The organism is Azohydromonas aeria (assembly GCF_009760915.1).
GTDB classification, from domain to species: Bacteria; Pseudomonadota; Gammaproteobacteria; order Burkholderiales; family Burkholderiaceae_C; genus Azohydromonas; species Azohydromonas aeria.
The window spans coordinates 1-12,348 of record NZ_VIDQ01000129.1; the positions used below are offsets into that span (position 1 = coordinate 1).

Annotated in this window: 10 protein-coding genes; 5 read left to right on the plus strand and 5 right to left on the minus strand. The window is 67.9% G+C overall.

Translation table 11 applies throughout. From position 1 onward, the window contains the following. Nucleotides 1-1,163: zinc-binding metallopeptidase family protein (locus FJ694_RS34550; protein WP_157272058.1), on the minus strand; the 1,163-nt coding region annotated here is incomplete at its 3' end. 139 nt (nt 1,164-1,302) lie between these two features. Next, a complete protein-coding gene (locus FJ694_RS34555) occupies nt 1,303-1,788 on the minus strand; it encodes a nucleoside deaminase (RefSeq protein ID WP_157272059.1) in 486 nt (161 codons plus the stop codon). A gap of 522 nt (nt 1,789-2,310) precedes the next feature. Here FJ694_RS34555 and FJ694_RS34560 point away from each other — a divergent pair. After that, complete coding sequence (locus FJ694_RS34560) at nt 2,311-2,763, plus strand: REP-associated tyrosine transposase (RefSeq protein ID WP_157272060.1); 453 nt, start codon at nt 2,311-2,313, stop codon at nt 2,761-2,763. A gap of 354 nt (nt 2,764-3,117) precedes the next feature. Here FJ694_RS34560 and FJ694_RS34565 read toward each other — a convergent pair whose 3' ends face one another. The 3 genes from FJ694_RS34565 to FJ694_RS34575 all read right to left on the minus strand — a co-directional run bounded on the left by FJ694_RS34565 (nt 3,118) and on the right by FJ694_RS34575 (nt 5,882). Beyond that, nucleotides 3,118-3,633, minus strand: coding sequence for a nucleoside deaminase (locus tag FJ694_RS34565; protein WP_157272061.1), 516 nt, complete (start codon nt 3,631-3,633; stop codon nt 3,118-3,120). Nucleotides 3,634-3,647: 14 nt separating this feature from the next. After that, entirely contained in the window at nt 3,648-4,685 is a 1,038-nt protein-coding gene (locus FJ694_RS34570) for an ABC transporter substrate-binding protein (protein WP_157272062.1), read from the minus strand. Between the two features lie 114 nt (nt 4,686-4,799). Further along, the gene (locus FJ694_RS34575; protein ID WP_157272063.1) at nt 4,800-5,882 is read right to left on the minus strand and encodes an aromatic ring-hydroxylating dioxygenase subunit alpha; all 1,083 of its coding nucleotides are present in this window, start codon (nt 5,880-5,882) and stop codon (nt 4,800-4,802) included. A 474-nt stretch (nt 5,883-6,356) separates the two neighbouring features. Between FJ694_RS34575 and FJ694_RS34580 the strand changes: the two genes are divergently transcribed. From FJ694_RS34580 to FJ694_RS34595, 4 genes are all read left to right on the plus strand, one after another. Further along, nucleotides 6,357-7,424 carry a DUF3466 family protein gene (locus FJ694_RS34580; protein WP_157272064.1) on the plus strand — a complete coding sequence of 356 codons (1,068 nt, stop codon included), beginning with the start codon at nt 6,357-6,359 and terminating at the stop codon, nt 7,422-7,424. A 174-nt stretch (nt 7,425-7,598) separates the two neighbouring features. Beyond that, entirely contained in the window at nt 7,599-9,947 is a 2,349-nt protein-coding gene (locus FJ694_RS34585) for a putative bifunctional diguanylate cyclase/phosphodiesterase (RefSeq protein ID WP_198321160.1), read from the plus strand. 34 nt (nt 9,948-9,981) lie between these two features. Then, nucleotides 9,982-10,167, plus strand: a complete 186-nt coding sequence (locus tag FJ694_RS34590) for a hypothetical protein (RefSeq protein WP_157272066.1) — start codon at nt 9,982-9,984, stop codon at nt 10,165-10,167. Then, nucleotides 10,164-11,960: a DUF262 domain-containing protein gene (locus FJ694_RS34595; protein WP_157272067.1), complete on the plus strand. Its 1,797-nt coding sequence runs from the start codon at nt 10,164-10,166 to the stop codon at nt 11,958-11,960. The genes FJ694_RS34590 and FJ694_RS34595 overlap by 4 nt, the downstream gene beginning before the upstream one ends. Nucleotides 11,961-12,348: the final 388 nt, after the last annotated feature.

Consider the following 12,348-nt stretch of genomic DNA (forward strand, 5'->3'; position numbering starts at 1 on the left):
ACCGGGGCGCCGGCGCCGCGCACGATGGCGTGGATGAGCTGCAGCTTGGCCACCGCCGGCTGGGGCAGCACGAAGGGGTAGAAGTCGGGCTGCCCCATGCTGCGCGCCATCTCGTTGAGCACGGCGGTGAGCTCGATCCAGGCGTTGAGGAAGCCCAGGAAGGCCTCGGCGTCCTTGTCCTCGGGGCGCCACAGCGCCTCCTTCGTCCAGGGCTCGGCGTCGATCTCCACGTCGTCGGCGTCGATGCCGAAGGACAGCGCCGTGTCCACGGTGTCCACCATGTGCAGGTAATGGGCCCAGGTCTCGGCCCAGTCCTCCCACGGGTGGCAGCTGGCGTAGGTGCTGACGAAACGGTTGCGCCAGTCCGCGGGCGGGCCTTCCTCGTAGTTCTTCTTCAGCGCCGCGGCATAGTCCATGCGGTCGTCGCCGAAGAGCTCGCGCACGGGCTCGATCCAGTCGGTGTCGCGCACCAGGCGGTCCCAGTAGTAGTGGCCGACCTCGTGGCGGAAATGCCCCAGCAGCGTGCGGTACGGCTCGCGCAGTTGCGCGCGCAGCTTCTCGCGCTTGGCGTCGTCGGCCTCCTCGACGTTGATGGTGATGAGGCCGTTGTCGTGCCCGGTCATCACCGGCGGGCCGCCTTCCGGGGCGCGCAGGAAGTCGAAGGCCAGGCCGCGCTCGGGGTCGTCCACCTTGGGCGTCACGGGCAGCCCCAGCCCGATGAGCTGCGACACCAGGCGGCGCTTGGCGGTCTCGATGCGGTTCCAGTAGAGCGCGTTGTCGGCCACCGACAGGTCGGGGATGGTGTGGTTGAGCCGGCACGCCGCGCACAGCAGGCGCAGCTGGCCCTGGGCGTCCTTCTCGTCGGCGGGGATGAGCCAGTTGCACGCCGCCGCGGCGTCGAAGTTCTGGCAGCGCCGCCAGGCCGGGGCGTTGGGGCCGGCGCCGAACTCGATCCACAGGTGCTCGCCCGCGGGCTCCAGCGGCATCACGCGCGCGGCCTGCGCCTCGTAGCCCAGCGCCGTGCCGCATGCCAGGCACTTGCTGTTGCGGAAGAACACCGGCCGCCCGCACTGGCAGCGGAACGCGCGCGGCGTGGTGGCCTGCTTGTGGGGTTTCCAGGCGGCGCGCAGCCGCGCGGCCATCGTGTCGAAGACGGTGGGCATGGGACGGTTCTCCAGGAGGTCCGAAGGCTCGGGGCCGGGGCGCGCGGGACGGCGGCGCGCGATGCAGCGGCCCATGGCAGTTGGCATGCCTTCCCGGGGCCACCCGGCGGGCGGCCCGGGGCGCATGCCCGGCGCCACGCTACCAGGCGCCCTGGAAGGGCATGGCCGCTTCGGCCGACAGGCAGGGCCCCAGCACCTCGATGGGGCGCGGCGCCGCGGCCAGCAGCTCGCGGCACGACAGCGCGATCTCCGCCGGCTTGCCCGCGCGCTGCTGGCCGGCGATGTCCAGCGCGAACACGACACGCCCGATGCCGCTCCAGAAGATCGCTCCCGCGCACATCGCGCAGGGCTCGCCCGAGGCGTAGAGCGTGGCGCCGGAGAGCACGTCGCGCCCATGGTGCGGGGCGGCCAGGCGCAGCGCGTTCATCTCGGCATGCGCCGTGAAGTCGCGCGTTTCGGTACCGGTGTTGCCGGCCTCGGCCAGCACGCCGCCGTCGGCACCCACGAGCACCGCGCCGAAGGGCTTGTTGCCGCGCCGGCGCGCCTGGGCGGAGAGCGCGATGGCCTGGCGCAGGTGGCGCGCGTCGCGCTCGTCGAGGGGGGTGTCGCCGGTGGGTTCGCTCATGCCGTGCTCCGCGTTGAAAGAAGCGGCCATGGTGCGACGCCCCCGGCGCCGCCGTCCAGCCGAACTCTCTTGCTGGGCCTGCGCAGAAGTGGAGATGCAGTGCCGTGGCCGGACGGCCGGCCGCAGCCGGTAGGAGGCCCGCTTGCGGGCCGAACCCTGCCCCGGCCGCGGATTCGGCCCGCAAGCGGGCCTCCTACCAGCGCGTTGAAAAGCGCCTGTGCCGGGGCGGCACAAAAGTGGAAACGCGGTGCGGTGGCCGGACGGCTGGCCGCAGCCGGTAGGAGGCCCGCTTGCGGGCCGAACCCTGCCCAGGCCACGGATTCGGCCCGCAAGCGGACCTCCTACCAGCGCGTTGAAAAGCGCCTTTGCTGGGCCTGCGCAAAAGTGAAAACACGGTTTGGCGACCAGGCGGCCGGCCGTGAGTTTCCTCATGGGCCCGCTTGCGGGCCGAGCTCCCCCCGAGTTCTGAGCGTTTACGCCAATGCAGACGCGTTGCGCCTTGTGGGTTCAATTCGACCGAACATGGCCCATCAACAGCGTCTTCGCGCTGCCAGGGTTTCGACTCCTGGCCAGCCTTACCACGTCATCACTTCGACCGATTCGCGGCGATCGCTGTTCATTTCCTTGCCGCTTGCACGCGCAGTCATAGGCGTCATGCGTCAGATGCACGATGCCGGCTGGCTGCATTCGCACGCTTGGGTGTTGATGCCGGACCATTTGCATTGGTTGTTCACGCTGGGATGCCGTGCGGACTTGTCGTCCACCATGAACCGCTTCAAATCGGGCAGCGCGCATGCCGTCCGCCTCATTGATCCAAAGACCGCTCAGGTGTGGCAGGCAGGCTTCTTCGACCATGGGATGCGGCGGAACGAGGATCTGATGACCGTTGCCCGGTACATCGTCGCCAATCCGCTTCGCGCGGGGCTGTGCCAACAGTTTGGCGACTATTCCTGGTGGGATGCCGAATGGATCTGATCCAGGTGTTGGCGCGTGCTGCAGTCCCCCGGGCTGACGGGTTCGGCCCGCAAGCGGGCCCCCTACCGGCGTGCGGTGACGACTCCCTGCAAATACGCCGGCTTTGTCGATTTCGCATCCATTCGTCCCGGCCGATGGAACATCGGTCAGCCGGCCGCAGCCGGTAGGAGTCGTTCACCGCGCGCTGCGCGTCCCCAACGCGTGGAAACACGGCTCAGTGGCCGGGCAGCCGGCCAGAGCCGGTAGGAGGCCCGCTTGCGGGCCGAACCCTGCCCAGGCCGCGGATTCGGCCCGCAAGCGGGCCTCCTACCAGCGCGTCGAGAAGCGCCTTTGCCGGGGCGCAACGAGTTGGCATCAGCTGGCCCAAGCGCCCTGGTGCGGCGCGGCCGCCTCCTCCACCAGGCAGGGCCCGTGCACGACGAAGCGCTGCGGCGAGGCGTCGAAGACGTCGCGGCAGGACAGGGCGATGTCCTGCTGCCGCGCCACGTCGCCGCGGAAGTCGCGCAGCCGCTCGGCGTCGATGCCGAAGACCACGCGCCGGATGCCCGACCAGAAGATCGCGCCGGCGCACATCACGCAGGGCTCGCCCGAGGCGTACATGGTCGCGCCGGCCAGCACCTCGCGGGCGTGGCTCGGGGCGGCCAGGCGCAGCGCGTTGACCTCGGCATGCGCGGTGCAGTCGCCGCTCTCGCCGTTGCTGTTGCAGGCCTCGGCCAGCACGCGGCCCCGGGCGTCGGCGATCACGGCGCCGAAGGGGCGGTTGCCGCGCTCGCGCGCCTGCGCCGACAGCGCGATGGCGCGGCGCAGGTAGAGCGCGTCGCGCTCGTCCAGGGTTTCCGGAGAGGCTTCAAAAGCGGTGGGAAGGCTCATGCGCGCGCTCCCCTTCAGGCCGCCCGGGGCAGCCGCTGCTCGCGCGGCGGCAGGAACGACAGGTCGTACACGGCATCGAGCTTCGGCCGCGCCTTGAGGCCGAAGGTCTCCACCACCTCGGCCAGCTGCGCCTCGGCAAAGGCCTTGCGCACGTCGCCCAGGCCGTGGTCCTTCGCGTCCGGGCCGATGACGTAGCTTTGCGTGATGCGCCAGCGCTCCAGCTCCACCTTCTCGTCGAGGATGGGCTCGCGCTGCTTGACGAAGGGCATGGCCGCGACCGGGTTGGCGATGGTCTCCAGCAGCGCGCGGTTGGTGGCGCGCACGAAGCCGGCCACGGCCTTGGGGTTCTCGGCGCTGAACTTCGTGGAGGCCAGCACCGCGTTGCCGTAGAGCGCCAGCCCCGTGCCGGCATAGGACAGCACGCTCAGCTCCTCGGGCTTCATGCGCTGGAACAGCGACACGGCCGAGTCGTGGAAGTAGGTGGCGCCGTCCACGTCGCCGCGCACGAGCACGTTGTCGCGCGCGGAGAAGTCGGTGGTGACCCACTGCAGCGCGTCGGGCTTGAGCCCGGCATGGCGCGCGGCCATGGGCCAGCAGCGCTTGGTGGACTCCACCGCCGCGGCGGCGATGCGCTTGCCCTGGAGGCTTGCGAAGTCGTTGGTGATGCCGCGGTCCTTGCGGCCGATGATCGCGAACGGGGCGCGGTTGTAGTACTGGTACACCGCCAGCACCGGCGGCGCGGCCGGGGCCTGCTGGGCGTTGAACTCGATGAGCGAGCTCACGTCGCCGAAGCCCATGTCATAGACGCCGCTGGCCACGCGCGTGATCGAGGCCACCGAGCCGCTGCCCACGTCCAGGCTCACGTCCAGCCCTTCCTCGCGGTAGTAGCCCTTGTAGAGCGCGAGCAGGAAGGGTGCGGTCTGGCCGCTGATGCGGAAGTCGAGCGTGAAGCGCAGTTTCGTCAGCCCGGCCGCCGAGCCCTGGGCGAGGGCGGGCAGGGCAGCCATCGCGCCGCAGGCGGCGCCGAGGTGGAGGAAGTGGCGGCGGTTCATCGTGAGGCTCCTGGGGTGGGGTGGGGGATCGAGGGGCTGCCGCGCCATGGACCGGACAAAGGCGCGGCCTGGCCCGGGCGCTTCAGGCCCGGGACCGGACGGGAAAACGGGGCGTCAGGCCGCGGCCTGGATCGGGATCACGGCGGGTTGATCCGCATTGCCGCGGTGGATCTCGCGCTCGCCGTGGCGGGTGAGCAGCTCCAGCAGCTTCTTGCGGATGAGCATGCCGGGGCGGTCGCTCTCCATCGAGAACTCGACGCCGCGGCGGCGCGTGTCGATCACGGCGTCCGGGTCGGTGGACTCCAGGATGTCGCGGTCCTCGCGCGTGATCTCGGTGTCGAAGTCGATGAGCATCTGCGCCGGGCAGTCGTCCTCGGTGTCGTTGCGGAACAGCCACTGGCACAGCTGGATGTGGCCGTCGTCGATGGGCGTGAAGCAGTTGATGATCACGTGGCGCCGCCCGGGCCGGCCGTCGCTTGGCGACGGGTACTCGATGTCGAGCCGGCGCGAGAAGGGCTGGAAGTAGGCGTTGCGCATGTGGCGCGTCGTGATCGCGTCGGTCACGCCGCTGATGCGGTGGTACTTCTCGGGGTTGGCCGCGGCGATGGTCGTCTCGGCATAAAAGCCCGTCTCGTTCTCGACCAGCTCGTAGCGGCTGGGTTTCGGCTGCGCGGCCACGCCGAAGGTGGCGCGGTGCACGAAGCTGAAGTGCGAGTTGTCGAAGCTGTTCTCCAGCGCGCGCATCGGGCTGGTGGCCCAGCGCTCGTGGAACTGGAAGATGGTGCGCCAGCCCGGCGCGCCGAACTCGGGGATGTCCGGGATGTCGGCGATGGGCTCCTCCAGCGCCACCCAGGCGTAGCCGTAGCGCGCGGTGCAGCGGTAGGCGCGCGTGCGGTAGTCCGGCGGGATCGGCTTGCACGCGTCGTACTGCGGGATGTTGACCACGCGACCAGTCCCGTCATAGGCCCAGCCGTGGTAGCCGCAGCGCAGCACGCCGCCGTCGCAAAAGCCCTTGGAAAGCTTCGCGGTGCGGTGGCAGCAGCGGTCCTGCAGCGCGGCGGGATTCCCGTCGCCATCGAGGAACAGCACGATGTCCTCGCCCAGCAGCGTGAAGGGTCGGGGGCCGGATTGCAGTTCGGTCAGCGGCATGACGGCATGCCAGAACTTGCGGAAGACGGGTTGGCGCGTGGTCAGCATCGAAGAAGCGCTCCAGGGCCCGCGGCGGCAGGCAGGCCGCGCGCGGTCGAAGTGGTCACCCCGGCAACGAATCCGGCCGGGGCACTTCGAGAGCAATTTCCGGCCGCTGCGCCGGGCCGCGAATGCCGGTTCCGGCCTTCGCACACTGACAGCGGTGAACGCTTCTACTCTCGTCGCTTGATCCAAAGCAACGCCCGTGCCACGAGCGCGTGTCAAGGGACGGCACCGGAAAGCGGTGCCGGGCCGGTGGCTTGACCTGCCTCAAACGGGGGCAGGGTTGCACGCTTGGCGGGCCGCGCGCACCACGACGGCGCCGCGGCCCGGGCGCAGGCCGCTCCCTCAGCAAAACCCGCCTTGAAATCCGCGCGCGAGACGCCGCGTCACGCCCCTCACCGCGGGTTGCCGCCGCGGCGGCGGGCGGCGGCGCACGCTGGCGCGCACCGGGCCGTCGGGGGACGGCCGAGGAGCTGCCGCATGTCCAGCATGAAACCTTCCGTGCCGCGGGGCGGCGCCCTGGGGCTGGCGTCGTGCCTGCTGGCGCTGGCCAGCGTCGTGGCGGCGCCGCCGGCCGCCGCCGCTGCCGAGGCGCCCGGCGCCGCACCGCGCTACCGCCTCGAAGTCCTGCACCGGAGCACGCCCGGCTCCACGGCCCTCGTCACCGCGCTCAACAACCGGGGCGAAGTGGCGTTCAACACCTCCGGCAGCGGCGGCTCCGCCTTCGTCTGGAGCCGGGGCCATGCCACCGACTGGGGCGACCGCTTCGACCAGATCACCGACCTCAGCGACCGGGGCGACGTGCTGGGCTACGCCGGCCGTTACGACCAGTCCTCGGTCTGGCGCGACGGCCGCATGACGCCGCTGCCCGGCAAGCTGGAGCAGATCAGCCCGAACGGGCAATGGCTGGCCGGCATGGCGCAAACCCGTGCCGCCGTCTCCGACGGGACCCGTCTCTGGTTCTCGGAGCCCTTGTCCGAAGAGATCCAGTCCTACGCCACGGACGTCAACGACCACGGCGTGGCGGTGGGCATCTCCATCTACGACCGCAACGGGCCCGACGGGGCGATCCTTTTTGACCGCGACCGCACCACGCCGCTCTACTCGTTCCTCGGGTATGGCGAGAGCCAGCCCCGGGCCATCAACGGCGCCGGCCAGGTGGTGGGTTACGGCGGCGTCGGCTGGTTCCGCTACGACGACGGCGCGGTGACCACGCTGGACCTGCCGGCCCTGGACATCAACGACCGGGGCTGGATCGTCGGCCGCGACCGGCTGCTGATCGGCGGCGTGGTCCACGGCATCGCCGGGCTGTTGCGCCCCGCCGACCAAGCCCGCGTGGGGTACCTGGGCCTGGAGCTCGTCAACGACGCCGGGCAGCTGGCCGGCCTTGCCAACGTGGACGGGCAGGGCGCGGCCGTGCTGCTCACGCCCGTGCCCGAGCCGCGCGCCTGGGCGCTGGCGCTGGCGGGGCTGTGCGGGCTCGGCCTGGTGTTGCGCCGATGCCCAACACGTCCGCAAGCCGGCGTCGGCCATCGGTCACAACTGTGAAGGGGCTGATACGATCCGTCGCTTGACCCTCCTGAATGAGTGGTTGACACACTGCCCACGAGGCCGCGTGCCGACGCGAAGGACAAGAAGATGTCGAGCGACCTTCCATCGGGCCTCCCACCGCAGGAGGCTCCGCCCGCCGCAACGCCGGGCCGAGCCGCGGCATGGCATCTCGTGCCGCCGGCCTGGCGGCGCTTCTTCACCGTGTACGAGGCCGACGAGAGCGATGCCGCCGCCTTCCGCGCGCGGCAGCTGCAGGCCGTGCTGCGGCTCACGCCGGTGTCGATGCTCACCAACCTGGGCAACGCCGCCATCGTCGGCGTGGTGGTGTGGCGCCACGTGCAGCCGGCGCTGGTGCTGGCCTGGCTGGGCCTGATCGGGCTGCTGGCCGTGCTGGGCCTGCGCGGCTGGCTGCGCGCCCGCGCGCTGGGGCCGCGTCCGCGCGCCTCGCGCCGCGCGATGCGCCATGCCGCGCTGCATGCCGGGCTGCTCGGCGGCGCCTGGGGCGCGCTGCCGGCGCTGTGCTTCGCGGGGCTGCCGCCGGACGCCAAGATCATCATCGGCATGGTCGTCACCGGCATGGTGTGCGCCGGGGGCTTCGCCCTGTTCAACATCCCCGGCGCCGCCACGGCCTGGGTGCTGTGCCTGGGCCTGGGCAGCGTCTGGGGCCTGTGGCACTCGGGCCTGGCCGACGCCGCCGGGCTGGCGGCGATGATGGTCTTCTACTGCGTGGTGGTGGTCTACAGCACCTGGGTGGCGGCGCGCACCATCGGCGCGCGGCTGATGGCCGAGGCGCGCGCGGACCGGCAGCACGAGCTCATCGGGCTGCTGCTGCGCGACTTCGAGGACCACGCCAGCGACATGCGCTGGGAGCTCGACGCGCAGGGCTGCCTGCGCAACGTCTCGCAGCGCCTGGCCTCGGCGCTGGGCATCCCGGTGGCGCTGCTGGCGCGCGTGGACGCGGCGCGGCTGCTGCGCCGGCGCGTGCCCGCCAGCGCCGAGGCGCGCGCGCACTGGGACGCGCTGCGCGAGCGGCTGGCCGCGGGCGTGGCCTTTCGCGAGCAGGTGGTGACGCTCTGCGGCCCCCACGGGCAGACCTGGTGGTCGCTGAGCGCGCGGCCGCTGCGCGGCGCGGGCGGCGCCGCGCAGGGCTGGCGCGGCGTGGCGGCCGACGTCACCGAGAAGCACCTGGCGCACCGGCGCCTGAGCTGGCTGGCGCACAACGACGCGCTCACCGGGCTGGTCAACCGCAACCAGTTCCGCGAGCAGCTGCAGGGCCTGCTGCTGCAGGGCGGCGGCGCCGCGCGGCTGGCCGTGGTGCTGATGGACCTGGACGGCTTCAAGCAGGTCAACGACACGCGCGGCCACGCCGCCGGCGACGAGCTGCTGCGCATCTTCGGCGAGCGGCTGCTGTCGGTGACGCGCCACAGCGACACCGTGGCGCGGCTGGGCGGCGACGAGTTCGTGATCCTGGTGCGCGGCGCGGCCGCGGCCGAGGAGGTCGAGCCGCTGCTGGACCGCCTCTTCGTGGCGCTGGAGCCCGTGGCCGACGTGCTCGGCCACAGCGTGCAGCTGCGCGCCAGTGCCGGCGTGGCGCTGGCGCCGCAGGACGGCAGCGACGTGGACACGCTCATGAACCATGCCGACGTGGCGCTCTACGCCGCCAAGCATGCCGGGGGCAAGCACTACCGCTTCTTCCACAACGACCTGGCCGAGGACGGGCGCCGGCGCAAGGCGCTGGTGCGCGACCTGCGCTGCGCGCTGGAGCGCGGCGAGTTCCGGCTGGAGTACCAGCCGCAGATCGCCACCGACGGCGGCGCGGTGTGCGGCTTCGAGGCGCTGCTGCGCTGGCACCACCCCGAGCGCGGCACCGTCTCGCCCGCGGAGTTCGTGCCCATTGCCGAGGGTGCCGGGCTGATGCCGGCCATCGGCGCGTGGGTGCTGCGCGAGGCCTGCGCCGAGGCGCGGAGCTGGCCCGGGGACACGCGCATCTCCATCAACGTCTCGGCCACGCAGCTCAAGGACGAGGGCTTCCTCGCCGCGGTGGAGCAGGCCGCGCAGGGGCTGAGCCCGCAGCGCGTGGAGCTGGAGATCACGGAGTCGTCCTTCATCGACGACATGGGCGCGGCGCTGGTCACGCTCGACGCGCTGCGCGCGCGGGGCTTCCGCATCGCGCTCGACGACTTCGGCACCGGCTACTCGGCGCTGGGCTACCTGCGCAAGCTGCGCTTCGACACGCTCAAGATCGACCGCAGCTTCGTGCTGGACCTGGCGCGCACCCCCGAGGCCGGCGTGATCCTGGACACGATCCTGGCGCTGTCGCGCGCGCTGCGCATGGAGGCGGTGGTCGAGGGCGTGGAAACCGACATCGAGGCCCGCATGCTCAGCCGCCAGGGCTGTGACGCGATGCAGGGCTTCCTGTTCAGCCGGCCGCTGCAGCCGGGGGCGGTGGCGGGGTTTCTGGCGGGGTGGGCGGGGAATGGGGGGGAATCGCAGAGGCGGGAGGTGGTGGGGGTGGGGTGAGTTCAGATTCGCGGGGAGAGGACGGACGAATTTGATGGGCTACGAGCTGCTTTTCCCGGCCTTCACCCGTCTTTTGCTACAACAGGCGGCGGGGTTAGGTCTTGCTCTTTGCTATCTTATTTCTAACGTTTCCACTGGGAGGCAGAAGGCAAAATCTGACCCCGTCAACACATGGTCCCTTCAACATTATCAATTTAATCTCAACAAGGATTTTGCATGAGTGTCACTCCACGCGGCATGAGTGTTCAAGAAGCCTACCGTGAATACGCCGAAGGTAATTTTCGTGTCAATAGGCAGTATCAGCGAAAACTGGTTTGGACAGTCGATGAGAAACGCAAACTGATCGACAGCATGCTTCGAGGCTATCCTATTCCTCTAATATTGCTTGCTACGAAGGTCGATGAAGAAAGAAGAAAGGTTTATGAAATTATCGATGGGATGCAGCGCCTTAACGCTGTTTTTTCGTACATCGAAAATGGCTATGACCTTGACGGCCGCCATTTCGATGTTGAACAGCTAGCGCGAGCAAAGCAGATAGCGGAAGAAGGTCGGTTTAAAGCCGTCACGGCGCCAGAACATCTATTGGACGAAAGAGCATGTGCTCGGCTTCTGGAGTACACGTTCGCTGTGACCGAGTTTCCAGCCACAGATCCGAACGCAGTAAACGAGGTATTCGGGCGCATCAATGCTTATGGGCGCCAGCTGAGTGCTCAAGAGAAACGGCAAGCTGGTGTAATCTCGCCGTTTGCTAATTTTGTAAGGGAGGTCGCGTCTGAGCTGCGTGGCGACGCTTCGGCCAACTCATTGGATCTCTCGGAAATGCCGCAGGTCAGTATCGATGTTGCCGGTGCTGAACCTAGCTACGGGGTGCGTGCAGACAACACTTTTTGGTGTAAACATGGCATTCTACGGCGCAACCAGCTTCGCGAAGCAGAGGATGAGCAGTTTATCGCCGATCTGGCAATTTCTATATTAGAGGGTGAGTCGTTTGGCTTTAGCGGCAGCGCTCTAGATGAGTATTACGCCGTTAATTCCGATCAAGCGCGGGAGATCAATGTCCGGCTCAATTCTTATGGCGTTGATGCTCTGAAGAATGCGATTGTGACCATATTCTCGGTTATTCGAGAAACCATCGAGGCGGTAGACGAAAGTCCAAACGCGCTTAGGCGAATAATTCACCCGAATGCAGGCGCAAATCCCATAAAGACGGGCTTCTATGCCATATTTATGGCTTTTTATGAGCTATGCATAAGGGAAGGGAAATCCCCATTCGATAGCGTTCGCATCATGGAGGCACTGCAAAATTTGCAGAGTCGACTTCATGTGTCGGCAGGTCAAATTCGGTCGGCTCCCCGGGCGCAAAACGTCGCCGTAACAAAAGGATTGATACAAGCGTTCTTTGAAGAGCGCATCCCAGGTGTGGCCCAACAAGGCGCAGGGCTGGCTATTCGCTTTGAAAACGCACTCCGGCGATCACGTGTCGAAACGGCAGCCTATGAGTGTAAGCGAGGCCTGCTGAGCCTCGGGAGTCCACGGTTACCCAATGACGATTTATTGCAGCGTCTGGTCGAAACTGTGTGTGGTATTGCTAATATTGGCCCGGACTCGTCAGGCGCAATCTTTATTGGTGTGGCTGATTCAAGGCAGGATCGGAATCGAATCGAGCAACTAGACGCAGTTAGAGCCCTCGAGGTTGGCTCACGCTACGTCGTAGGTGTGGATCGGGAACTTCCGCATTTAGGCGTTGATTTGGAAACATATAAGCGACGCGTGGTCAATTATTTTTCGCAGTCAGGACTAAGTGAGCCGCTCCGAACTGCAGTGCTTGGAACGATCGACTGTATTGATTACCGTGGCCTGTCGGTTTTATGCATTTGGGTTCCAACGCAGCAAGAAGTCTCTGATGTGACAGACGTTATTTATGTCCGCAATGGATCCTCTACCGAGCGGATCGATGGATTCCGGGCGGGGCAGGCAGTTGCCGCCCGGTTTTGCCGTCCTCGCGCGGGATAAAGCACTTTGATCGGCTTACCGGGCGCGGGGAGCATGCTCAAAGATGGCCAGGAATGCATGATTCCGACGACCGCAGCGCTACTCCTTAGCTTCGTTCTGTTCTAGCTGAATTAGAACTCGCTCGGTAGTATCCATGTGGCGGGGTTAGGCCTTGCCTTTTGCCCCCTTACTTCCAACGTTTCCACGGGGAGGCAAAAAGCAAGACCCACCATCGTTTTCCAACTTTCCGCAGGCCCGGCAAAATCGCTTTTCAACGCGCTGGTAGGAGGAATACGAAGGGACTTCTCCAATCCCTATCGGTGTCGAGGCACCAAGATTGAGATGTAAGTCGTCAATCTGAGCGGCAAAGGAGAAGTCCCATGAGCGAGGCTACACGAAGCGAGATCGT

What these genes read in the sequence shown, in the direction of transcription:
- FJ694_RS34555 (WP_157272059.1), bottom strand. Translation starts at nt 1,788, where the DNA reads ATGAGCGAACCCACCGGCGACACCCCCCTCGACGAGCGCGACGCGCGC.
- FJ694_RS34560 (WP_157272060.1), top strand. Translation starts at nt 2,311, where the DNA reads ATGGCCCATCAACAGCGTCTTCGCGCTGCCAGGGTTTCGACTCCTGGC.
- FJ694_RS34565 (WP_157272061.1), bottom strand. Translation starts at nt 3,633, where the DNA reads ATGAGCCTTCCCACCGCTTTTGAAGCCTCTCCGGAAACCCTGGACGAG.
- FJ694_RS34570 (WP_157272062.1), bottom strand. Translation starts at nt 4,685, where the DNA reads ATGAACCGCCGCCACTTCCTCCACCTCGGCGCCGCCTGCGGCGCGATG.
- FJ694_RS34575 (WP_157272063.1), bottom strand. Translation starts at nt 5,882, where the DNA reads ATGCTGACCACGCGCCAACCCGTCTTCCGCAAGTTCTGGCATGCCGTC.
- FJ694_RS34580 (WP_157272064.1), top strand. Translation starts at nt 6,357, where the DNA reads ATGTCCAGCATGAAACCTTCCGTGCCGCGGGGCGGCGCCCTGGGGCTG.
- FJ694_RS34590 (WP_157272066.1), top strand. Translation starts at nt 9,982, where the DNA reads ATGGGCTACGAGCTGCTTTTCCCGGCCTTCACCCGTCTTTTGCTACAA.
- FJ694_RS34595 (WP_157272067.1), top strand. Translation starts at nt 10,164, where the DNA reads ATGAGTGTCACTCCACGCGGCATGAGTGTTCAAGAAGCCTACCGTGAA.